Raw genomic sequence first — 21,878 nt, 5'->3', positions numbered from 1 at the left:
GCTTAAGGGGACAGCGGCGTGACGGCCGTGACCACTTCCGTGGGGGGAGTCGCACTGTGCAGCAGCCTGTTCCTGCGCCGGTCGCAGGGGACACCGCGGGGAGCAGCGGCTCCGCGCAGCCCCTGTCCGGGCCGTCCGGCACTCCGTCCCGTGAACCGTCCCGCAGCGGAGTCCCGGGCGCGCTGAGACCTCAGCCGCTGCTCACCTGGCTGCCGTTGCTCCTGGCAGCCGGACTGTGGATCCAGGCCCTGCCGCACATCGGATTCCGCTCGATGGGCGAGTACGGCCTGCTGGACCGGCTGCCGGTCACCTACTACCTCTCCCTGCTCGCCCTGACCGCGGGCTTCCTGGTCAGCCTGCGCCGCGCGGGTACGGCGCCCTGGTGGCCCGGCCTCTACTGCGCCGGTCTGCTGATGGCCCTCAAGGGCGTCCCCGCCGTGCTGTACGACTCCGAGCGCTACCCCTGGGCGTCCAAGCACGACGCCGTCATCAACCATCTGCTGGCCAACGGGGAACTGCGCCCGAACGAGGGCCTGTCCGGCAACATGTCGGCCTACGACCAGTGGCCGGGATTCTTCACCCTGAACGGCGGGCTCGTCCGCGCCTTCGGCGTCGACAGCGCCGCCACCTACCTCAACTGGGCACCCATCGTCCTCGGTCTGCTGATGATGCCGGTCCTGATCCTGATCTACCGCACCTTCAGCGAGGACTGGCGGCTGATCTGGACGGCCGTCTGGATCTTCCAGCTCGCCAACTGGGTGGGCCAGGACTACCTCGCCCCCCAGGGGCTCGCCTTCCTGCTCCACCTCGCCGTGTTCGCCGTCGTCGTACGGCACTTCGTGCGTCCCGGCTCCGCCGGAAGGCTGCGCTCCCGCGCCTACCTCGACCCGGCCGCCGCCGTCGTCCCGCCGCCCACCGGCACCCGGCAGCGCGCGATCTGCGTGGTGGTCCTGGTGCCGGTGATCGCCGCCGTCAACGCGGTGCACCAGCTGACCCCGGTGATGCTCTGCGTCACCCTGCTCGCCCTCAACCTCACCCGCCGCTACCGCAACCCCGGGCTGCTCGTCGTGGCCGGTCTGCTCATGCTGGCCTGGGACCTCACGATGGGCCGCCCCCTGTTCACCGAGACGCTGGGCACCCTGCGCGACTCGCTGGGCGAGCTGACCCAGAACTCCCGTGCCGGGTACGCGGGTCAGCTCACCGGGGCCGGGCCGGAACTGGCCGGGCGGGCCAACATCCTGATGGTGCTGACCGTGGCCGCCCTGGCGGGGACGGCCCTGCTGCTGCGCCGCCGCCTGGTGCACAGCGCGCTGCCGCTGCTGCTGACCTCCCTCGCCCCCGTTCCGCTCTTCGTCGTCAACGACTACGGCGGCGAAATGCTCTTCCGGGTCTACCTGTTCGCGCTGCCCGGCGCCGCGTTCTTCGCAGCCGCGGCGCTCGTGCCCGCGGCCGGGGGCAGCGGGGTGCACCGGGTGAGACCGGCCGTACGGAGGATCTGCGCGGTCGCGCTGCCCCTGTCGCTGGTCGCCCTGCTGGTGGGCTTCATGCCGTCGTACTACGGCAAGGAGCGGATGAACTACACACCGCCCGACGAGACGGCGCTCGTCACCCGCGCCATCGACCGGGCCCCCGACGGGGCCCTGATCCTGGCCACCACCGGCTCCTTCCCGCGGGCACTGCACCGCTACGACCACCTGGAGCACTGGTTCTTCGCCGAGCAGGAACTCCCCGAGAACGTGGCGATGCTCAAGGACCCCGCCGGCTACCTCTCGACCCGGATGCCGCCCGGCGCCGACGCCTTCGTCGTCCTCACGCACACCCAGGACATCTACACCGCCGGTGAGGGGCTGCTGCCGCCCGGCGGCTTCGCCCGGCTGACCAGGGACCTCACCGCGTCGCCGCTCTTCCGTGTGGTCGAGCGCACCGAGCACGGCGTCGTCCTGCAGTACACCGGGCCCTAGACGAGGAAGGCCGCCACCGTGTCCGAGAACCGGCAACCGACAGCACCGAGGCCACAGACCCTGATCAGAGCCGCTGTGGCGCTCTCCGGATGGGTGGCGCTCGCCGCGACCGCACTGCCGGGAGGCTCGCCCCTGCGCTGGATACCGGTGCTCCTCTTCGTCTGTGTCGGGCCGGGTTCCGCCCTGCTGTACCCGCAGCCGGGGATGCTCCGTCCGGGGGCCCGCCTCGAAGCGCTGGCGCTGGCCGCGCCCTTCGGCCTCTCGCTCGCCGTCCTCACGGCCACGTCGCTGTTCCTGGCCGAGGCGTTCTCGGCGACCGCGTTCCTGGTGTCGCTCGCCGCGTTCACCACGGTCGCGGCCGCGTGCCCCGGTCTTCCGCTGCCCGCCGCCACCCGCGGCGCCGCGGAGAGGGGCCGGGCCAAACCCGTGAGGCGCCGATGACCGGACGCCCGGTGCCGGCGCCGGTCTCGCTGTCGCGGCTGCGCAGGCCCCGAACCTATGTGGCGCTCGCCCTGGTCTCCGTGGCTGCGCTGCTGACCGGCCTCGTCGCCTGGTTCGGTACGCCCTCGCCCGGTGACGACGACCCTCCCGTACCGTCCGCGAACGACCTGCCCGCCGATGCCGCCACCGGTGAGGTGACCGGTGGAACGTGCGCCCCGTCCGCCACTCTCGTACCGCCGTGCGGAGCCTGGTGGGGCGCCTACGTTCCGTACGCGGAGAACGGGTCGCTCAAGGACGCGGTGTACGCGTTCGAGAAGAAGATCGGCCGGAAGCTCGACCTCCTGTACACGTACCACGACATGTCGAACACCGACCTCGACGGACAGCTCCTCACCCCCGACGAGCAGATCCTCGGCCGGGACCGGATGCTGATGCTGGCCTGGGAGTCCACGGTGTGGCGCGAGCCCCACCACGCGAACTACACCGAGGACCAGCTCGGCTGGGCGAAGGTCGCCTCGGGGGCGTACGACCGCGAGATCATCGACCCCCAGGCCCGTCGCATCAAGGCGTACGGGAAGCGGGTGTTCTTCTCCTTCGACCAGGAGGTCGACGCCCGGGTCGGCGACGCGGGCACTCCGGCGGAGTACGTCGCCGCCTACCGCCACCTCCACGACCGGTTCGAGGAGCTGGGTGTGGACAACGTGGTGTGGGTGTGGACGGTCTCCGGCTTCCTGCAGTCGGGGAAGCTCTTCGAACAGCTCTATCCGGGGGACGACTACGTCGACTGGATCGGCATGGACCAGTACAACTACTTCACCTGCCACGACACCACGGACTGGAAGGACTTCGACCGCAGCCAGCGGCCGACGTACGACTGGCTCCGTACGCACATCAGCGCGGAGAAACCGGTCATGCTCGCCGAGTTCGCCACCGTCCCGGATCCGGCCGACGCGGACCGCCAACGCGAGTGGTACGAGGAGATTCCCGAGGTCGTACGGACGATGAAGGGGGCCAGGGCCCTGGTGCACTGGAACCGTGCGGTGCCGGGCGAGGGCTGCGACCTCACCGTCAACGACGGCCCGGGGCTGGAGGGTTACCGCACGGCCGGCCAGGACGACTACTTCAAGCAGCCGGTCCCCGGCCGCTGATCCTGCCGCGGACGGTGCGGGCCACCGCCGTTGCCGCGAACAGCCCGCAGAACACGGGCAGTCCGGCAGCGGCGAAGGCGTCCTGGGCCGCCCATCCGGCCACCGCGAGCGCCCACACCAGAGCGGCGACGGCCCGCCGGGGCACGCCCGCGGACCGCAGCAGCACGGCCGCGAGCCCCAGGCAGAGCACCTGCAACGCGAGCGGCAGCCCCATGAGCACGGCGGCCGGTGAGTCCAGTCCGGCGACCTCGGCCAGGAAGCGGGCGAGCGTCCCGTGCGGTTCCTGCGAGGCGGCCGGTGGCCGGACACCGAGGAGCGGCGGTGCGGAGTGCAGGGCCGCCACGGTCACCAGCAGCGCCGACCCGATCAGCGCCGGCCGGAAACGCTGGAGCGCGACCGCCCCGCTGCAGACGACGATCATGAGCACCCCCGCGGTCACGGTGACCGGAGGCAGCGCATGGATCAGCTCGGTGCCGGTCAGCCGGTGGTGGCCGGTCTGCGCGACCCGCGTCAGAGGCACCCAGAACAGCCCGGCGGCGAGCCCCAGCAGCAGCCACAGCGCGCCGGTCAGCCAGGACTCGCCGTCCGTCCGGTCCGTGGCCGACGGCGAGCCGTCGCGCACGAGGACGGGGATACCGAAGGCGGGCGTCACCGCGTCGTGGGCGCCGCGCAGATACACCGTGTCCGCGGTCCAGTCCGCGCCGTACTCCTCGGCCCGCCGTTCCCGGGTGCGCCGATGCGCCGTGCGGGCCCAACTTGTGCCGAATTCCTCGTCCTTCGCCGCCCTCGGCCGCCTCCCGAGCCCGAGGACGGGCCGTCCCGTCAGCGCGGCGCGCAGCCCCAGGGCGGAGGCCGCCGCCACCGCCGTCATGCTCAGGAGCATCGCCCAGCCCGCCCCCGCGATCCCCAGCGGACCCAGCAGCAGGGCCGCACTGCCCAGCACCGCCGCGCACATGGCGCCCTGGAGGACGGCCAGCGCACCGGTACGGCCCTGTACCCGCAGCACGCCGATGTACAGCTCGACCAGGACCCGGGGCAGTGCGGCGGCGGCCAGCAGCCGCAGGACGAGCGTGCCGTGGTCGGCGTAGTCGTGGCCGAACGGGGCGAGGATCTGCGGGGCGAACACGACCAGCACGAGGACGACGGGAACCAGCAGCAGCGCCATCCGGCGCAGCGCCCCGCGTACGCCCTCGGCCAGATGGCCGGGGCTGTGGGAGGCGTGGGCGGTGAGCGAGGAGGCCATGTTGATGGCCATGAACTCCATGGTGCCGCCGACGGTGTACGCGATGTAGAAGAAGCCGTTGTGCGCGGCGTCGAAGCGGACCGCGACCATCACGGGCAGCAGATTGATCATGGCGAGGCTGAAGAGGGCGCCGACCGAGTCCCCGGCCAGGAACCTGCCGATCTCGCCGAGCCGGGGCGGCTCGCGGTCCCGGTCGGCTCCGGCCTGGTGCGGGATCAGTCTGCGAAAGATCAGCCAGCCGAGCGGCAGTACGGACAGGGCGATGGCCGCGGCCCAGGAGACGAACACGCCGAGTACGGGCAGGGCGGTGGCGAAGGCGGCGAGCATCAGCAGCTTGCCGACGGAGAACACGGCATTGCCGACGGGCACCCAGAAGGCCTTGCGCAGCCCGGTCAGCACCCCGTCCTGGAGCGTGAGGATCGCCCAGGCGACACACGACCCGGTGAACACGAGCCCGGCCGAGAGCGTGCCCAGCGGGGCGTACGAGTCCCCCCACAGGTCCAGGGTGAGCAGGAAGACCACGCAGGCCAGGGTGACGACGACGGAGCTGGCCAGATAGGTGCGGGCGACCAGGGACGCGGTGGCGCGTCCGGCCCGGGGCACGTACCGCACCACGGCCCCGATCATCGTCGTCGCGGTGACCGAGGCGAGGAGCCGCATCGCGGCGATGGCGGCGGATCCCTGGCCGACCGCCTCCTCGGTGTAGTAGCGGGCGGCGACCAGCCAGAAGCCGAGGCCGAGGGCGGCGGAGACCCCGGTGGAGAGCATCAGGGCGTAGGCGTTGCGGAACATCGAGTCGCCGCTCGCGCCGTCCTGTTCCGCCGGTACGGGCGGGTCCGCCGCCTCGGCGCCTCCGGCCGGCGGCGGGCCGACTCTGGTGGTGTCAGCCACCGGGCAGCTCTCTCGCGGGCGCGATGCCTGCCGCGGTGAGGACATCGATGACCCGGCCGGCGCGCAGGGGGTCGACGGGCAGGGCGTGCCGGGCGAACCGGGCGGCGTTGGCGGGGTGGACGGACGGGTCGGTGAACGACGCCCCGGCGTAGGTGTCGAGCGGCGGGTCGTAGAGGTAGCCGACGGTGATCCGGTGCCGGGCGAGGGCGGCGACGGCCGCGTCCCGGTCGGCCACCAGCAACGGCACCCGGAACAGCGGCTGTACGGGGGTGCCCGCAGGGTGCGGCGCCGCCCAGCGGGTGCCGAGGAGGCGTTCCGTGCCGGCCAGGTGTGCGGTGAGCTTCTCGTCGAGCCCGGAGAGGAGGCGTTCGATGCGCCGCAGCCGTAACCGGCCCGGGGCGACCCGGTAGTCGTGCATGTCGACCCGGACCCAGGAGTGGAAGCCGGTCAGGGAGGGAGCGGTGCCGAGGGCCTGTTCGAGCTCGGCGGGCCGCAGCGGCATCCGGATCTCCTCGCGCTCCTGGAGCCCGAGGAGCCGCAGAGCCCACCAGGCCGCGGGGGCGAGCCGCAGCCCGCGTACCGCCGCCTCCGCGTACGGCCGTACCGCGTAGGCGAGTTCCGCGGTGAGCGCGGCAGGATCGAGGAGCGCGTCGCGGGCCTGCTCCAGCGGGGCGCGCAGCCCCGGGTCGGCGACGGCGAGGAAGCCCCCCGCCTTGGCGCCGACGTGCTTGGACAGACTGAAGACGGCGGCGTCACCGAAGGTGCCTACCGGCTTTCCGTCCGTCTCGCTGCCGATGGCGTGCGCGGCGTCCTCGATCAGCGGGATGCCGAGCCGGTCGCAGCGCGCGCGCAGTGCCGGGGCGGGGTCGGGGTTTCCGTACAGATTGGTGGTGAGGACCGCCGAGAGTCCGTTCCACACGGAGTCGGGCACGGCGTCCACGTCGATGGAACCGTCCGCGGCGGACAGCGGAGCCTGGACGGGGCGCAGGCCCGCGGCGAGGACGACGAAGAGGATGACGTCGTCGTTGACGGGAGACATCAGGACCCTGCCGCCGGGCTCGCACCAGTGGCGGAGCGCCACGTAGAGGCCCAGCCTGCACGACGGTACGTAGAGGCATTCGCGGCCGATCCGGGCGCGCATCGCCGCTTCGGCCGCGGCGTGGGCCGCCGGACCGCTCTCCCCATCAGCCATGTGTTCCCCCCAGAACCCAAGTGTCCAATGTGGCCCAGTCCGTGGCACTTCGTCAACAATGCGGAAGGACCTGCCCGTTGCCGGGACAGGTCCTTCCGCGATGACATGCCGGGGGTCCGTGGACCACCGGATCATTCCTCCAGGGTCAGGCCCTTCCTGAGCTTGACCAGAGTCCGTGAGAGCAGCCGGGACACGTGCATCTGCGAGATGCCGAGCTCCTCGCCGATCTCCGACTGCGTCATGTTGGCGACGAACCGCAGCGAGAGGATCGTGCGGTCGCGCGTCGGGAGCGAAGCGATGAGCGGCTTCAGGGACTCGACGTACTCGATGCCTTCGAGCCCGTGGTCCTCGTAGCCGATGCGGTCCGCGAGCGCGCCCTCGTTGTCGTCGTCCTCGGGCTTGGCGTCCAGCGAGCTCGCGGTGTACGCGTTGCTCGCGGCCATGCCCTCGACGACCTCGTCGCCGGTGATGCCGAGGCGTTCGGCCAGCTCCGCCACGGTGGGCGCGCGGTCCAGCTTCTGGGACAGTTCGTCGCCCGCCTTGGCGAGGTCGAGGCGCAGTTCCTGCAGGCGGCGCGGTACGCGCACGGACCAGCTGGTGTCACGGAAGAAGCGCTTGATCTCACCGACGATGGTGGGCATCGCGAAGGTCGGGAACTCGACGCCGCGGCTGAGTTCGAAGCGGTCGATCGCCTTGATCAGGCCGATGGTGCCGACCTGGACGATGTCCTCCATGGGTTCGCTGCGCGAGCGGAACCGGGAAGCCGCGAACTTGACCAGTGCGAGGTTGAGTTCGACGAGGGTGTTGCGGACGTACGCGTACTCGTGGGTTCCCTCTTCGAGGGATTCGAGCCGTGCGAAGAGTGTCTTCGACAGCGCTCTGGCGTCCAGGGCGCCGACTTCGGCGAAGGGCGGGATCTCGGGGAGTTCCCCGTGGCCCTCGCTCAGAAGGTCGTTGTCGTCGTGGGGGGAGGTGCTGCTTGCGCGCGGGCCGGGTACGGCGGTCGCGGCGGGGGAGTCGGAATCGGTCGGTCCCTGAGGACATGTCGACGTGGCGTTGTGGGTACGCGATACGTCGAGCCGGGGTGACATGGTTCTCCTCCATCGTTCTCGGCATATGGCTGCCGATGCCCATACGTGTTCCTGCGGTGAAGCGGCGCCTCCAAAGCCGATCGGATTCCGGGTTTTGCTGTCCCTCCTACCCTTACCCGGTTCCCACCACGAGTTACAAGCGCCAAATACGCCTTTATGTCCGGTTTGTTGAGGTCTTCGACTACCGTGTGGCGAGGGAAACGCGTAATGTTTTACGCACGTCGGCGGCAGCCGCGCAGACAACCGCGCTCCTGGTGACGCGGACAGTGACGGACGGCGAAGAGGGACGGCATGGACCGCGGGACGGTCGGCAGTGCGAACCGGGGTCGGCTTCAGGTCGACGTCCGGACGGACGGCCGCAGCGAGGTTGTGACGCCGGTGGGTGAGCTCGATCACCACACCGCAGATCTGCTGCGTGAACCTCTGGAGAGCGCGGTCGAACAAGGGCGTACGCGCCTGGTGGTCGACTGCTCGAGGCTCGAGTTCTGTGACTCCACAGGACTCAACGTGCTGCTCGGTGCCCGCCTGAAGGCCGAAGCGGCCGGGGGCGGGGTCCACCTGGCCGGCATGCTGCCCGTGGTCGCTCGCGTCTTCGAGATCACGGGGGCCGAGGCGGTCTTCACCGTCCACGCCTCACTCGAAGAGGCTCTGGGCGCCTGACCGGGTTTTATGCGCTTTTGCAGCCCCGTGGGCCCCGGGTGTCACTCCCGTCACGCTGTTGGCACAGCCGAAGTGGGTGTTGTCACGATTCGGCAGGGCAGGAGACACCCCGATGGGGTCACGGACCCGGCACACTCTGTATCTGATCAGTATCTGTTCGATGGCAACACGGTGAATCGGTGAGGTGAAGCGCTGATGAGCACCACCCGGCAGCATCCGCCGGGCGGCCTCGGTCGCGAGCCGGACGGCGAGGGCGATGCCTCTGCCGTACCCGCGGACCGGCAGTGGCGGACCCTCTCGCTGAGGCAGGCCAGTGGCATTGTGCCGATGGCCCGGGACTTCGCCCGGCAGGCCCTGCACGACTGGGGCTGGCTCCCGGCGTCCGGCGCCGATCGCCGTGCCGCCGCCGAGGACGTCCTGCTCGTCGTCTCCGAGCTCGTCACGAACGCCTGCCTGCACGCGGACGGTCCTGAGGAGCTCCGTATCGCCTGCTCCTCCAAAGTGCTGCGGGTGGAGGTCGTCGACCGGGGCGCGGGACAGCCGTCGCCGCGCACCCCGCACCGAGCGGGGCGGCCCGGCGGACACGGCATGTTCATCGTCCAGCGGCTCTGTCTGGACTGGGGCGTCATGCGTACGCCGGACGAACCGGGCAAGACGGTGTGGGCGGAGCTGGCGGCGCCCGCATAGCCCCTTTCCCTCCGCCCCGCCGAAGAGGAGCGCGCCCGCCGGGCGCGCTCTTTGTCGTTTCCCGCCGGGTACCCGACACCGGTTCCCGGCGGGTACCGGCACCGTTTCCGGCGGTTGCCGCCGCCGTTTCCCGGCCGGGCGCGACCTCGAATCCTGCGGGCGCGTCCCTGCTTCCGGGCGGTACGACGGAGGGCCGCCGCACCGGATCGGTGCGACGGCCCTCGGCCATGGGGGAGTCCGTGTCAGCGGACGTCGCCCATGAGCGTCTTGACCTTGCCGCGGTACATGAAGATCGCGATACCCGCGGCCACCGCGAGGGCGGCCTGGAGCGCCACCACCCCGGTGCCGTTGAGCTCGACACCCGCGATGGACAGCAGGCCGGTGGTGCAGTCGCCGGCGGTGACCGCCAGGAACCAGACACCCATCATCTGGCTGGCGTACTTGGCCGGAGCCATCTTCGTGGTGACCGAGAGGCCGACCGGGGAGAGCGTCAGCTCGGCGACGGTCTGCACGAAGTAGATCGCGACCAGCCACATCGCCGCGGCCTTGTGACCGTCACCCGCGATGGTCAGGGGCAGCAGGAACAGGAAGAACGAAGCGCCGACCAGCACCAGGCCGGAGCTGAACTTCACGATCGTGCTGGGCTCCTTGCCCCGCCGGTTCAGCGCCATCCAGAAGGCGGCGAAGACCGGGGCCAGCGCCATGATCAGGACCGGGTTGACCGACTGGTACCAGGAGACCGGGAAGTTCCAGCCGAGGACCGAGTTCTCGGCCGAGGAGTCGGCGAAGATCGCCAGGGTCGAACCGCCCTGGTCGTAGATCATCCAGAAGATGGCGGCGGCCACGAAGAACCAGATGTAGCCGGACATCTTCTTCTGCTCGGTGTCGCTGAGCTCCTTGTCGCGCTTGATGCGCGTCAGGACCAGCACCGGAATGACGAGACCCGCGATCGTGATCGGGACCAGCAGCCAGTTCAGCGTGTAGACGCCGGTGACGACCGTGCCGATGTAGAAGACGGCAGCGACGCCCATCCAGATCATGGCCTTGCGCAGGGTCGAGGCGCGCTCGACCGCGTTCAGCGGCTTCGGGACGGTCAGGCTGCGCTCGTTCAGGTGGCGCGTGCCGAGCAGGAACTGGGCGACACCCAGACCCATGCCGAGCGCCGCGATGGCGAAGCCCAGGTGCCAGTTGACGCTCTCGCCGATGGTGCCGATGACGAGCGGTGCCGCGAAGGCACCCAGGTTGATGCCCATGTAGAAGATGGTGAAGCCACCGTCGCGGCGCGGGTCGTCCGGGCCGTCGTAGAGGTGGCCGACCATCGTCGAGATGTTGGACTTCAGCAGGCCGGAGCCGATCGCCACCAGGCCGAGACCGGCGAAGAACGTGCCCTCGGAGGGCAGTGCCAGGGTCAGGTGGCCGAGCATGATCGTGCCGCCGGCGATGGCGACGGTCTTGCGCGGGCCCCAGACCCGGTCGCCGAACCAGCCGCCGGGCATGGCGAGCAGGTACACCAACGACAGGTAGACCGAGTAGATCGCGGTGGCCGTACCCGGGTCCATGTCGAGCCCGTTGGGAGCGATCAGGTAGAGCGGGAGGAGGGCGCGCATGCCGTAATAGCTGAAGCGCTCCCACATCTCGGTCATGAAGAGAGTGGCCAGGCCGCGGGGGTGGCCGAAGAAGGTCTTCTCCGAACCAGAAGTACTGGCCGAGTCCTTCGTCAGGCTGGACGCCATGGTCGATCCTTGCTGGTCGGGACGCGCGCCTCGCGAGAGTGACGCGCCCGGTGGGGGGTAGCCGGCACCGGTACGGCCTCGCCCCACCCCCGACGCCTCAGGGGGATTCGATCCGGCCGCCGGCTCCACAGGGAGTCGGGGCGGAATCGGGGGACCGACCGCACCGGGATCCACACCCGGTGCGCGTATTCGCACTCCGGGCCCGGCTCACAGGTCATTCACTGATCAGGGCCGGTATGAACCGGCCCGCACATAAAAGTGACCCTTGGCGCGAAACGCTGCCCAAAGGTCCTTCTGTAGTGCAACAGGCGTCGAGCCACCATACGACACGACACACGGGGATATGAAAGGACTTGAGACATGGATCACAGGTTGCGGTGGAACCAGAGTCGCATATTCAAAGGGGGATGACCGATTCGTGGCCCTGTCCCGCAGGTCTCCATCAGCACCTCACCTCGGGCGCCCTGTGCGGACTACCATCACTGCATGACCCGTGTACTGCTCGCCGAGGACGACGCATCCATCTCGGAGCCCCTGGCCCGTGCCCTGCGTCGAGAGGGTTACGAGGTCGAGGTCCGCGAGGACGGCCCGACCGCACTCGACGCCGGACTCCAGGGCGGCGTCGACCTGGTCGTGCTCGACCTGGGACTCCCCGGGATGGACGGGCTGGAGGTCGCGCGGCGGCTGCGCGCCGACGGCCACGCCGTGCCGATCCTGGTGCTGACCGCGCGGGCCGACGAGGTGGACACCGTGGTCGGCCTGGACGCCGGGGCCGACGACTACGTCACCAAGCCGTTCCGTCTCGCCGAGCTCCTCGCCCGGGTCCGCGCCCTGCTGCGGCGCGGCGCCACCGAGACCGCCCCGCAGCCCGCCACCCACGGGGTCAGGATCGACGTCGAGTCGCACCGGGCCTGGATGGGCGAGGAGGAACTCCAGCTCACGGCCAAGGAGTTCGACCTGCTCCGGGTCCTCGTCCGGGACGCCGGCCGGGTCGTCACCCGCGACCAGCTGATGCGCGAGGTCTGGGACACCACCTGGTGGTCCTCCACGAAGACCCTCGACATGCACATCTCCTGGCTCCGCAAGAAGCTCGGTGACGATGCCGCCAATCCCCGTTACATCGCGACCGTCCGGGGCGTCGGCTTCCGCTTCGAGAAGAGCTGACGTACAGAAACACTCATGCGCCGTCGACTGATCAACTCCACGCTCGCCGTGGTGCTCGTGGTGATTGCCGTCTTCGGCGTCTCCCTCGTCATCGTCGAGACCCGCACCATCAGCAACAGCGCCCAGGAGAGCGTCGACTCCGAGGCGCTCCGACTGATCAGCGTCGTCGAGAGCCGGCTGCTCGGTGAGGAGCGCATCACCCCGGCCGTACTGTCCGAGCAGGTCGACCCCAGCCGTTACGCACGGGTCGAGATCCCGGGGCGGCCCCCCATCGAGGTCGGCGAGCGCCCCGAGGGCAGCGTCATCCGCAGTACGGAGACGGGCGAGCAGGGCGAGAAGGTCACCGTCGAGGAGTCCCGCTCCGCCGTCACCCGTGAGGTCGGCCGGACCCTGCTCATCATCGGCGCGGTGGCGCTCCTCGCGATCATCTCGGCCGTGCTCCTCGCCGTACGCCAGGCCAACCGGCTGACCTCGCCGCTCACCGACCTCGCCGAGACCGCCGAACGCCTCGGTTCCGGCGACCCGCGTCCCCGGCACAAGCGGTACGGGGTGACGGAGCTCGACCGGGTCGCCGACGTCCTGGACGCCTCCGCCGAGCGGATCGCCCGGATGCTGACCGCGGAACGACGCCTCGCCGCGGACGCCTCGCACCAGCTGCGCACCCCGCTGACCGCGCTCTCGATGCGGATCGAGGAGATCTCCGTCACCGACGACCCGGACACGGTGAAGGAGGAGGCGAGCATCGCGCTCACCCAGGTCGAGCGGCTCACGGACGTGGTGGAACGTCTGCTGACCAACGCCCGGGACGCGCGCACGGGCTCCGCGGTCTCCTTCGACCTCGACGAGGTCGTCAAGCAGCAGCTCGAGGAGTGGCGCCCGGCCTACCGCAGCGCGGGCCGGGCTGTCGTCTGCTCGGGCAAGCACGGACTGAAGGCGGTCGGCACTCCCGGTGCGGTCGCCCAGGTGCTCGCCGCACTGATCGAGAACTCACTGATGCACGGCGGCGGCACGGTGGCGCTGCGCACCCGTGTCACCGGAAACCAGGTCGTCATCGAGGTGACGGACGAGGGCCCGGGCGTCCCCGCCGACCTCGGGGCGCGGATCTTCGAGCGGACCATCAGCGGCCGCAACTCCACCGGGATCGGCCTCGCCGTCGCCCGTGACCTCGCGGAAGCCGACGGCGGCCGGCTCGAACTGCTCCAGCAGCAGCCCCCGGTCTTCGCCCTCTTCCTCAGCCGGATCGCACCGGACCGCAAGGAACGGGAACGCCCGGTGCGCTGAGCGCCTCAGGGGTGTACGGGATCGGGCGCTACTTCGCCGGCGGCTCGTCGCTGCTCCAGAAATCGTTCCGCGTTCGGCACGGCCTCCTCGGCGGGCAGCGCCTTGAACACCCAGGTGCGGTACGACCAGAAGCGGAACAGGGTGGCGACGCCGATCCCGACGATCTTGAAGACGTTGCTCTGCACCGGACCGTTCCACCCGAAGCCGTACGTCGCGGCGTACAGCACACCGTTCTCGATCACCGCCCCCGCGGCGCTGAACAGCAGGAAGAGCATCAGCTCCCGGGTCCGGCCGGACTTGTCGCGGTCCCGGTACGTCCAGTAACGGAAGCCGACGTAGTTGAAGAGGATGGCGACGAACGTTGCCAGGACACTGGCCCGGACCACCTGGAGGTCCGTGGTGTGCCGGACCAGGTTGAAGACCGCGATGTTGACCACCAGGCCCAGAGCGCCGACCGCGCCGAACTTGGCGACCTCCCGGGCAAGCAGATCAAGCCGGGCCCGCAGTGCGCCCCGTTCGCTCATGATGATCGCTCAGCCCCATCCGTTCGGTTTCGTCAACCCGGCCATGCTAACCAGCCCTCCCGTGTGACGCCTGTGTGCTGTCGGTGAGGTGTGGCGAGGCTGTGACGGGGGCCCTCGGCAGGAGAGGGTGGGGGAAGCCCCGGCGCGCCGGATACCCTGGACGCGTGACGTTCCCGGTAGTCGGCATGGTCGGCGGCGGTCAGCTCGCCCGTATGACCCACGAGGCGGGTATCCCCCTCGGCCTCAAGTTCAAGCTCCTCAGTGACACACCTCAGGATTCGGCAGCCCAGGTGGTGAGCGAAGTCGTCATCGGCGACTATCGCGACCTGGAGACGCTGCGCGCCTTCGCGCGCGGCTGCGACGTGATCACCTTCGATCACGAGCACGTGCCGACCGAGCATCTGCGTGCCCTGGAGGCGGACGGCATTCCCGTCCGCCCGGGCCCGGACGCGCTGGTGCACGCCCAGGACAAGGGGGTGATGCGCGCGAAGCTCACGGAGATCGGTGCGCCCTGCCCCCGCCACCGTCTCGTGAGCGACCCGGCGGACGCCGCGGCGTTCGCCGAGGAGACCGGGGGCTTCCCCGTCATCCTCAAGACGGTCCGCGGCGGCTACGACGGCAAGGGCGTGTGGGTGGTCCGCTCCGAGGCGGACGCCGCCGAGCCGTTCCGCGCCGGTGTCCCCGTCCTGGCCGAGGAGAAGGTCGACTTCGTACGGGAGCTGGCGGCCAACATCGTCCGCTCGCCGCACGGGCAGGCCGTCGCCTACCCGGTCGTCGAGTCCATCCAGGTCGACGGCGTCTGCGACACGGTCATCGCCCCGGCCCCCGAGCTGGACGAGCGGCTGGCCGGTGAGGCCCAGCAGCTCGCGCTGCGGATCGCCTCCGAGCTCGGTGTGGTCGGCCACCTCGCGGTCGAGCTGTTCGAGACCCGCGACGGTCAGATCCTCGTGAACGAACTGGCGATGCGCCCGCACAACTCCGGGCACTGGACCCAGGACGGCGCGATCACCTCCCAGTTCGCCAACCACGTGCGGGCCGTCCTCGACCTCCCGCTCGGCGACCCGCGCCCGCGCGCCACCTGGACGGTCATGTGCAACGTCCTGGGCGGCGACTACCCGGACATGTACCAGGCGTACCTGCACTGCATGGCCCGCGACCCGCAGCTCAAGATCCACATGTACGGCAAGGACGTGAAGCCCGGCCGCAAGGTCGGCCACGTCAACACCTACGGCGACGACCTGGCGGACGTGCGGGAGCGCGCCCGGCACGCGGCCGACTACCTGCGAGGAACAATCACCGAATGACTTCCCCCGGTACCGCCCCTGTCATCGGCATCGTCATGGGCTCGGACTCCGACTGGCCCGTCATGGAAGCGGCCGCGAAGGCACTCGACGAGTTCGAGATCCCCTACGAGGTCGACGTCGTCTCCGCCCACCGCATGCCGCGCGAGATGGTCGCGTACGGCGAGCAGGCGGCGGACCGCGGCCTGAAGGCGATCATCGCGGGCGCCGGGGGAGCGGCCCACCTGCCCGGCATGCTCGCCTCCGTGACCCCGCTGCCCGTCATCGGGGTTCCCGTCCCGCTGAAGTACCTGGACGGCATGGACAGCCTGCTCTCCATCGTGCAGATGCCGGCCGGAGTCCCCGTCGCCACCGTCTCGGTCGGCGGCGCACGCAACGCGGGGCTGCTCGCGGCCCGGATCCTCGCCGCCCACGACGGCGAGCTGCTGGCGCGGATGAAGGACTTCCAGCAGGAGCTGAACGACCAGGCGACGGAGAAGGGCAAGCGCCTCCGGGCCAAGGTCGAGGGCTCGGACTCCTTCGGCTTCGGGAAGTAGGCGCCCCATGGACAACCTGGACCGCGCCCGGCTGCTCCTCGCCGAGAACCCCGTCGTCGACGGCCACAACGACCTCCCCTGGGCCCTGCGCGAGCAGGTCGGCTACGACCTGGACGCCCGCGACATCGCCACCGACCAGACCGGCGCCCTGCACACCGACATCCCGCGCCTGCGGGCCGGCGGCGTCGGCGCCCAGTTCTGGTCCGTCTACGTCTCCACCCTCCTGACCGGTGACGACGCGGTCAGCGCCACGCTGGAGCAGATCGACGTGGTCGCCGAACTGCTGGAACGCCACCCGGCGGACCTGCGGCGCGCCCTGACCGCCGACGACATGGAGAAGGCCCGCGCCGAAGGCCGTATCGCGTCCCTGATGGGCGCCGAGGGCGGCCACTCCATCAACAACTCCCTGGGCACCCTGCGCGCCCTGCACACCCTCGGCGTCCGCTACATGACGCTGACGCACAACGACAACACCGACTGGGCGGACTCGGCGACCGACTCCGCGCAGGTCGGCGGCCTGTCGGAGTTCGGCCGCGAGGTCGTACGGGAAATGAACCGCATCGGCATGCTCGTCGACCTCTCGCACGTGGCGGCGACCACGATGCGCGACGCGCTCGCCACCTCCGTCGCGCCGGTGATCTTCTCGCACTCCTCGGCCCGGGCCGTCTGCGACCACCCGCGCAACATCCCCGACGACGTGCTGCGGATGCTCGCGGCCAACGGCGGAGTGGCCATGGCGACCTTCGTGCCGAAGTTCGTCCTGCCCGCAGCCGTCGCCTGGACGCTCGCCGCCGACCGCAACATGCGGGAGCACGGCCTGCACCACCTGGACACGACCGCGGCGGCGATGCGGATCCACGCGGACTTCGAGGCGGTCCACCCGCGCCCGGTGGCCACCGTGTCGACGATCGCCGACCACCTCGACCACATGCGTGAGATCGCCGGGGTCGACCACATCGGCATCGGCGGCGACTACGACGGCACGGCGTTCCTGCCCGAGGGCCTTCAGGACGTCTCCGGCTACCCGAACCTGATCGCCGAGCTGCTCACCCGGGGCTGGTCGGACGCCGACCTCGCCAAGCTGACCTGGCAGAACGCCGTACGTGTCCTGCGCGACGCGGAAGCGGTCTCCCGCGACCTCGGCGCACGGCGCGGACCCTCCCACGCCACGATCGACGAGCTGGACGGCCCTGCGGTCTAGTACCACCGGACGCCGGGCGGGCCGCATCGGGCCCGTCCGGCGGGTCCGGTGCGGCGGGCCCGTCAGCGGCTAGGCCTTCGGCCGGCCCATGGCGCGGTACGTCCACCCCGCCTCACGCCACACCGCCGGGTCCAGCGCATTGCGGCCGTCCAGGATGATCCGGCGCCCCGCGACCTCGCCCAGTGCCGCCGGGTCCAGCTCGCGGAACTCGCGCCACTCCGTCAGGTGCAGCACCACATCCGCGCCGCGCACCGCGTCCAGCGCGGTGTCCGCGTAGGCGAGGGTGGGGAAGAGCCGCCGGGCGTTGTCCATGCCCTTCGGGTCGAAGACCGTGACCTGGCCGCCCTGCAGATGGATCTGCCCGGCCACGTTCAGGGCCGGCGAGTCCCGTACGTCGTCCGAGTCCGGCTTGAACGTCGCGCCCAGCACGGCGACGCGCTGCCCGAGGAACGAGTCCCCGCCCACCGCCTCGCGGGCGAGCTCCACCATGTGCCCGCGACGGCGCATGTTGATGGAGTCGACCTCGCGCAGGAACGTCAGCGCCTGGTCCGCGCCCAGCTCACCCGCGCGCGCCATGAACGCCCGGATGTCCTTCGGCAGACAGCCGCCGCCGAACCCGATCCCGGCCCGCAGGAACTTCTTCCCGATCCGCTCGTCGTGGCCGATCGCCTCGGCCAGCTTCACCACATCGCCGTCGGCGGCCTCGCAGACCTCCGCCATCGCGTTGATGAAGGAGATCTTGGTCGCCAGGAACGAGTTCGCCGAGGTCTTCACCAGTTCGGCGGTGGGGAAGTCCGTCACCACGAACGGCGAGCCCTCTCCGACCGGCCCCGCGTACACCTCGCGCAGCAGCTTCTCGGCCCGCTCGCTCTCCACCCCGACGACGATCCGGTCCGGGTGCAGGGTGTCGTTCACGGCGAAGCCCTCGCGCAGGAACTCCGGGTTCCAGGCCAGCTCCGCATCCGTGCCCACCGGCGACAGCTCGGCCAGCCGTGCGGCCAGCCGGGCGGCGGAACCCACCGGGACGGTGGACTTCCCGACCACCAGCGCGGGCCGCGTCAGCTGCGGGGCCAGGGACTCGAAGGCGCTGTCCACGTAACTCATGTCGCACGCGTACTCGCCGTGCTTCTGCGGGGTGTTCACGCAGACGAAGTGCACGTCACCGAAGGCGCCGACCTCCTCCCAGGAGGTGGTGAACCGGAGCCGGCCGGTGGAGCCCTCGATGCCCGCGACGTGCTTCTGCAGGATCTCCTCGAGCCCGGGCTCGTACATCGGCACCCGGCCGGCCGAGAGCATCTCGATCTTCTCCGGCACGACATCGAGTCCGAGGACTTCGAAGCCCAGCTCAGCCATGGCCGCGGCATGGGTGGCGCCGAGATAACCGGTGCCGATCACAGTGATCCTGAGGGCCATGGGGTGCTCCTGAACGATGCGGACAGACGTGCGGAGCCGAGCATAACCGGGCCTGCCGAAACCTCGTTTTGCGGCTGTCGGCAAGCTCACGTGCCCCGCCCGTATGCCAGGTCGAGCCCCGGCCACTAAAATTGGGTTACTTAACAGTAGTTAGCATCCTTGGGGAGTGAACGTCTTGGCGGGTTCGACCGACTTCGACCTCTACCGTCCGGCCGAGGAGCACGACATGCTCCGCGAGACGATCCGTTCCCTCGCCGAGGCGAAGATCGCTCCGTTCGCCGCCGAGGTGGACGAGGAGGCCCGCTTCCCGCAGGAGGCCCTGGACGCCCTGGTCGCCTCCGACCTCCACGCGGTTCACGTCCCGGAGGAGTACGGCGGCGCGGGCGCCGACGCGCTCGCCACGGTCATCGTGATCGAGGAGGTGGCCCGCGCCTGCGCGTCCTCCTCCCTCATCCCGGCCGTGAACAAGCTCGGCTCGCTCCCGGTGATCCTCTCCGGCTCCGAGGACCTCAAGAAGAAGTACCTGGGTCCGCTCGCCAAGGGCGACGCGATGTTCTCGTACGCCCTGTCCGAGCCGGACGCCGGCTCCGACGCGGCGGGCATGAAGACCAAGGCCGTCCGCGACGGCGACTTCTGGATCCTCAACGGTGTGAAGCGCTGGATCACCAACGCGGGCGTCTCCGACTTCTACACGGTCATGGCCGTCACCGACCCGACCAAGCGCTCCAAGGGCATCTCGGCGTTCGTCGTCGAGAAGTCGGACGAGGGTGTCTCCTTCGGCGCCCCGGAGAAGAAGCTCGGCATCAAGGGCTCCCCGACGCGCGAGGTCTACCTCGACAACGTCCGTATCCCCGCCGACCGCATGATCGGCGAGGAGGGCACCGGCTTCGCCACGGCGATGAAGACCCTGGACCACACCCGCATCACCATCGCGGCCCAGGCGCTCGGCATCGCGCAGGGCGCCCTCGACTACGCCAAGGGCTACGTCCAGGAGCGCAAGCAGTTCGGCAAGCCGATCGGCGACTTCCAGGGCATCCAGTTCATGCTCGCCGACATGGCGATGAAGCTGGAGGCGGCCCGCCAGCTCACCTACGCGGCGGCGGCCAAGTCCGAGCGCCTCGACGGCGACCTCACCTTCTTCGGTGCCGCGGCCAAGTGCTTCGCCTCCGACGTCGCCATGGAGGTCACCACGGACGCCGTCCAGCTGCTCGGCGGCTACGGCTACACGCGGGACTACCCGGTGGAGCGGATGATGCGCGACGCGAAGATCACGCAGATCTACGAGGGCACGAACCAGGTCCAGCGCATCGTCATGGCGCGCAACCTGCCGTAACCGCTACCGGCGGCGCACCGCACACGAAAAGGTCCGGACGGAGAACCGTCCGGACCTTTCGCGTGCCTGCGGTCAGTTGCCCTTGACCGTGACCTTCTCGTCGTTCTTCAGCTGCTCGACGAGCTGCTTGACCTTGGCCTTGTCCCAGACCAGGTTGCCGTTGACGCTGCCCGAGATCGGGATGTTCATCGACGTGCCCTCGCCGCCCGTGACGCCCTTCATCGCGAAGAACATCTGGCCCAGCGACCAGAGCGACATGTCCTTGTCGACGATCAGCGTGTCCAGGCCGGCGCCCATCGTCGGGTACAGCTTGAACGGGTTGAGGATCGTGGAAGGCGTCGCCGTCTGGGAGGCCAGCGCCGCGAGGAACTTCTGCTGGTTCTTCGTACGGTCCAGGTCGCTGCCCGCGAACGCGTACCGGGTGCGGACGAAGGCGAGTGACTGCTCGCCGTTCAGGGTCTGCTTGCCGGCCTGGAAGTCGGCGCCGGACTTCTTGTCCTTGAAGGCCTTCGGGATGTCCAGCTCCACGCCGCCGATCGCGTCCACGATCTTGGCGAAGCCGCCGAAGCCGATCTCGACGTAGTGGTCGATGCGCAGCCCGGTGTTGAACTCGACCGTGCGGACCAGCAGCTCCGGGCCGTCCTCCGCGTACGCGGCGTTCAGCTTCGTGGTGCGGCCCGTGCCCTTGAAGGTCTTGCCGGACTCGGAGCCGACGAAGGTCGGGATCTCGACGTTCGAGTCGCGGGGCAGGGAGATCAGCGTCGGGCCGTTGGAGCCGTCGTGCAGGATCATCATCGAGTCGGTGCGCTTGCCCTCGGCGGAGCCGGTGTGCAGCTTCTTCTTGTCCTCGGCCGTCATGCCCTCGCGGCTGTCGGAGCCGACGATGAGGTAGTTCGTCCCGTCGCCCTCGGAGGGGCGCTCGATGACCTTGGAGAGGTCGACCTCGCGCTTGAGCTTGCCGTCGGCCCAGAAGTACGTGCCGACGGAGACGGCGAGCAGCGCGACCACCAGGGTCAGTGCGCCGACCTTGATGCGCCGGCCCCAGTTGGGCATGGGGCGGCCCTGTACGTAGCCGCGGTCACCGCCGCCGCTGCCGTACCCGCCACCGCCGCCCTGTCCGCCGCCGTTGCCGCCGCCGTAGACCTGGCCGGTGTTGTAGCCGCTGTCGAAACCGTCGTCGGCGTACCCCTGTCCCTGCGGCGGGATCCGGGGCGGGGCCTGCGGCGCGCCCTGCGGCGGAGCGGGACGCCGCCGGACGTGCGGCATGGCGCGGGCGCTCTCGGGCTGCGGGTTCGCGCTGCCCTGCCCATAGCGCTCGCCGGGTCCGCCGTTCCGTCCTTCGGGCCAATCGTTCATGCGGAACAGTGTGCCGTCCCGGCCCGCACGTATTACAGGGTGTACCGGAAATCGGACCAGGGCTGTTGCGAAGCTGATGCAATGCAACCGGGGGCAAGCCCCCGCATAAGGTGGAGGGCATGACAGATCAGGCCCAGCCACCGGAGGGCGATATTCCGGCCAAGCCGACCGCGGCCTCCCGGACCACCCTCAGCCACATCATGACCGGCAGCGACACCAATCTCCTGGGTACGGTGCACGGCGGTGTGATCATGAAACTGGTCGACGACGCCGCGGGTGCGGTTGCCGGCCGGCACTCCGGTGGCCCGGCCGTGACGGCTTCGATGGACGAGATGGTCTTCCTCGAGCCGGTCCGCGTCGGTGACCTTGTTCACGTCCGCGCGCAGGTGAACTGGACCGGCCGCTCCTCGATGGAGGTCGGAGTCCGCGTCCTGGCCGAGCGGTGGAACGAGTCGACCCCGGCCCAGCAGGTCGGGAGCGCCTATCTGGTGTTCGCGGCGGTCGACGAGGACGGCAAGCCGCGCCGTGTACCCGAGGTGGTCCCGGAGACGGAGCGCGACAAGCGGCGCTACCAGGAGGCCCAGATCCGGCGTACGCACCGCCTCGCCCGGCGCCGTGCGATCAAGGAGCTGAGGGAGCAGCGCGCCGCCGAGGGCATCGACGACTGAGGCCGCACACGGAGCAGGGGTGCCGGTCGCGGACCGGCACCCCTGACCCGGAGG

General features: G+C 70.3%; 19 protein-coding genes. 12 read left to right on the top strand and 7 right to left on the bottom strand.

Annotated features, from left to right (window positions below):
- Window positions 1-56 precede the first annotated feature (56 nt).
- The 3 genes from ACFW9O_RS14380 to ACFW9O_RS14370 are packed head-to-tail and all read left to right on the top strand — an operon-like array spanning window position 57 to window position 3,550.
- A complete protein-coding gene (locus tag ACFW9O_RS14380; protein ID WP_384609040.1) occupies window positions 57-1,961 on the top strand; it encodes a hypothetical protein in 1,905 nt (634 codons plus the stop codon).
- 18 nt (window positions 1,962-1,979) lie between these two features.
- Window positions 1,980-2,402, top strand: a complete 423-nt coding sequence (locus ACFW9O_RS14375) for a hypothetical protein (RefSeq protein WP_384609037.1) — start codon at window positions 1,980-1,982, stop codon at window positions 2,400-2,402.
- Complete coding sequence (locus ACFW9O_RS14370; RefSeq protein WP_384609035.1) at window positions 2,399-3,550, top strand: glycoside hydrolase family 26 protein; 1,152 nt, start codon at window positions 2,399-2,401, stop codon at window positions 3,548-3,550. The genes ACFW9O_RS14375 and ACFW9O_RS14370 overlap by 4 nt, the downstream gene beginning before the upstream one ends.
- Here the strand turns inward: ACFW9O_RS14370 and ACFW9O_RS14365 are convergent.
- From ACFW9O_RS14365 to ACFW9O_RS14355, 3 genes are all read right to left on the bottom strand, one after another.
- Window positions 3,525-5,684: a lipopolysaccharide biosynthesis protein gene (locus tag ACFW9O_RS14365; RefSeq protein ID WP_384609032.1), complete on the bottom strand. Its 2,160-nt coding sequence runs from the start codon at window positions 5,682-5,684 to the stop codon at window positions 3,525-3,527. The genes ACFW9O_RS14370 and ACFW9O_RS14365 overlap by 26 nt on opposite strands.
- Window positions 5,677-6,825 carry a DegT/DnrJ/EryC1/StrS family aminotransferase gene (locus ACFW9O_RS14360; RefSeq protein WP_384609613.1) on the bottom strand — a complete coding sequence of 383 codons (1,149 nt, stop codon included), beginning with the start codon at window positions 6,823-6,825 and terminating at the stop codon, window positions 5,677-5,679. Before ACFW9O_RS14360 ends, ACFW9O_RS14365 begins: the two co-directional genes overlap by 8 nt.
- A 182-nt stretch (window positions 6,826-7,007) precedes the next feature.
- Entirely contained in the window at window positions 7,008-7,967 is a 960-nt protein-coding gene (locus ACFW9O_RS14355; RefSeq protein ID WP_384609029.1) for an RNA polymerase sigma factor SigF, read from the bottom strand.
- 291 nt (window positions 7,968-8,258) lie between these two features.
- Here ACFW9O_RS14355 and ACFW9O_RS14350 point away from each other — a divergent pair, with 291 nt between their 5' ends.
- Window positions 8,259-8,627 carry an STAS domain-containing protein gene (locus tag ACFW9O_RS14350; protein WP_351171948.1) on the top strand — a complete coding sequence of 123 codons (369 nt, stop codon included), beginning with the start codon at window positions 8,259-8,261 and terminating at the stop codon, window positions 8,625-8,627.
- Between the two features lie 195 nt (window positions 8,628-8,822).
- Entirely contained in the window at window positions 8,823-9,314 is a 492-nt protein-coding gene (locus ACFW9O_RS14345; RefSeq protein WP_384609025.1) for an ATP-binding protein, read from the top strand.
- Between the two features lie 242 nt (window positions 9,315-9,556).
- Here the strand turns inward: ACFW9O_RS14345 and ACFW9O_RS14340 are convergent, their stop codons facing one another.
- Window positions 9,557-11,047 carry an oligopeptide:H+ symporter gene (locus ACFW9O_RS14340; protein ID WP_351171954.1) on the bottom strand — a complete coding sequence of 497 codons (1,491 nt, stop codon included), beginning with the start codon at window positions 11,045-11,047 and terminating at the stop codon, window positions 9,557-9,559.
- 486 nt (window positions 11,048-11,533) lie between these two features.
- Here ACFW9O_RS14340 and ACFW9O_RS14335 point away from each other — a divergent pair, with 486 nt between their 5' ends.
- On the top strand, window positions 11,534-12,211 hold the full coding sequence (locus ACFW9O_RS14335; RefSeq protein WP_351171957.1) for a response regulator transcription factor: 678 nt from the start codon (window positions 11,534-11,536) through the stop codon (window positions 12,209-12,211).
- A 15-nt stretch (window positions 12,212-12,226) separates the two neighbouring features.
- Window positions 12,227-13,492 carry an ATP-binding protein gene (locus tag ACFW9O_RS14330; protein ID WP_384609022.1) on the top strand — a complete coding sequence of 422 codons (1,266 nt, stop codon included), beginning with the start codon at window positions 12,227-12,229 and terminating at the stop codon, window positions 13,490-13,492.
- A 5-nt stretch (window positions 13,493-13,497) separates the two neighbouring features.
- Here the strand turns inward: ACFW9O_RS14330 and ACFW9O_RS14325 are convergent, their stop codons facing one another.
- Entirely contained in the window at window positions 13,498-14,016 is a 519-nt protein-coding gene (locus ACFW9O_RS14325) for a GtrA family protein (protein ID WP_351171963.1), read from the bottom strand.
- A gap of 164 nt (window positions 14,017-14,180) precedes the next feature.
- Here ACFW9O_RS14325 and ACFW9O_RS14320 point away from each other — a divergent pair, with 164 nt between their 5' ends.
- Genes ACFW9O_RS14320 through ACFW9O_RS14310 form a run of 3 tightly spaced genes read left to right on the top strand, consistent with a single transcriptional unit; the run spans window position 14,181 to window position 17,054 of the window.
- Window positions 14,181-15,320: a 5-(carboxyamino)imidazole ribonucleotide synthase gene (locus ACFW9O_RS14320; protein WP_384609020.1), complete on the top strand. Its 1,140-nt coding sequence runs from the start codon at window positions 14,181-14,183 to the stop codon at window positions 15,318-15,320.
- Window positions 15,317-15,853, top strand: coding sequence for a 5-(carboxyamino)imidazole ribonucleotide mutase (gene purE / locus ACFW9O_RS14315; protein WP_351171968.1), 537 nt, complete (start codon window positions 15,317-15,319; stop codon window positions 15,851-15,853). The genes ACFW9O_RS14320 and purE overlap by 4 nt, the downstream gene beginning before the upstream one ends.
- 7 nt (window positions 15,854-15,860) lie before the next feature.
- Window positions 15,861-17,054, top strand: coding sequence for a dipeptidase (locus tag ACFW9O_RS14310; RefSeq protein ID WP_384609017.1), 1,194 nt, complete (start codon window positions 15,861-15,863; stop codon window positions 17,052-17,054).
- Window positions 17,055-17,123: 69 nt separating this feature from the next.
- On the opposite strand, the gene ACFW9O_RS14305 is transcribed toward ACFW9O_RS14310, so the two are convergent.
- On the bottom strand, window positions 17,124-18,467 hold the full coding sequence (locus ACFW9O_RS14305; protein WP_351171974.1) for a UDP-glucose/GDP-mannose dehydrogenase family protein: 1,344 nt from the start codon (window positions 18,465-18,467) through the stop codon (window positions 17,124-17,126).
- A gap of 175 nt (window positions 18,468-18,642) precedes the next feature.
- On the opposite strand from ACFW9O_RS14305, the gene ACFW9O_RS14300 reads away from it, so the two are divergent.
- Window positions 18,643-19,800 carry an acyl-CoA dehydrogenase gene (locus ACFW9O_RS14300; protein ID WP_351171995.1) on the top strand — a complete coding sequence of 386 codons (1,158 nt, stop codon included), beginning with the start codon at window positions 18,643-18,645 and terminating at the stop codon, window positions 19,798-19,800.
- Between the two features lie 72 nt (window positions 19,801-19,872).
- Here the strand turns inward: ACFW9O_RS14300 and ACFW9O_RS14295 are convergent, their stop codons facing one another.
- Complete coding sequence (locus tag ACFW9O_RS14295; protein ID WP_384609014.1) at window positions 19,873-21,156, bottom strand: LCP family protein; 1,284 nt, start codon at window positions 21,154-21,156, stop codon at window positions 19,873-19,875.
- Between the two features lie 119 nt (window positions 21,157-21,275).
- On the opposite strand from ACFW9O_RS14295, the gene ACFW9O_RS14290 reads away from it, so the two are divergent.
- Window positions 21,276-21,824: an acyl-CoA thioesterase gene (locus ACFW9O_RS14290; RefSeq protein WP_384609012.1), complete on the top strand. Its 549-nt coding sequence runs from the start codon at window positions 21,276-21,278 to the stop codon at window positions 21,822-21,824.
- The last annotated feature ends 54 nt before the right edge of the window (window positions 21,825-21,878 follow it).

Source organism: Streptomyces sp. NPDC059499, assembly GCF_042749285.1.
GTDB lineage: Bacteria > Actinomycetota > Actinomycetes > Streptomycetales > Streptomycetaceae > Streptomyces.
This window is presented reverse-complemented; position numbering and strand designations above follow the sequence as displayed.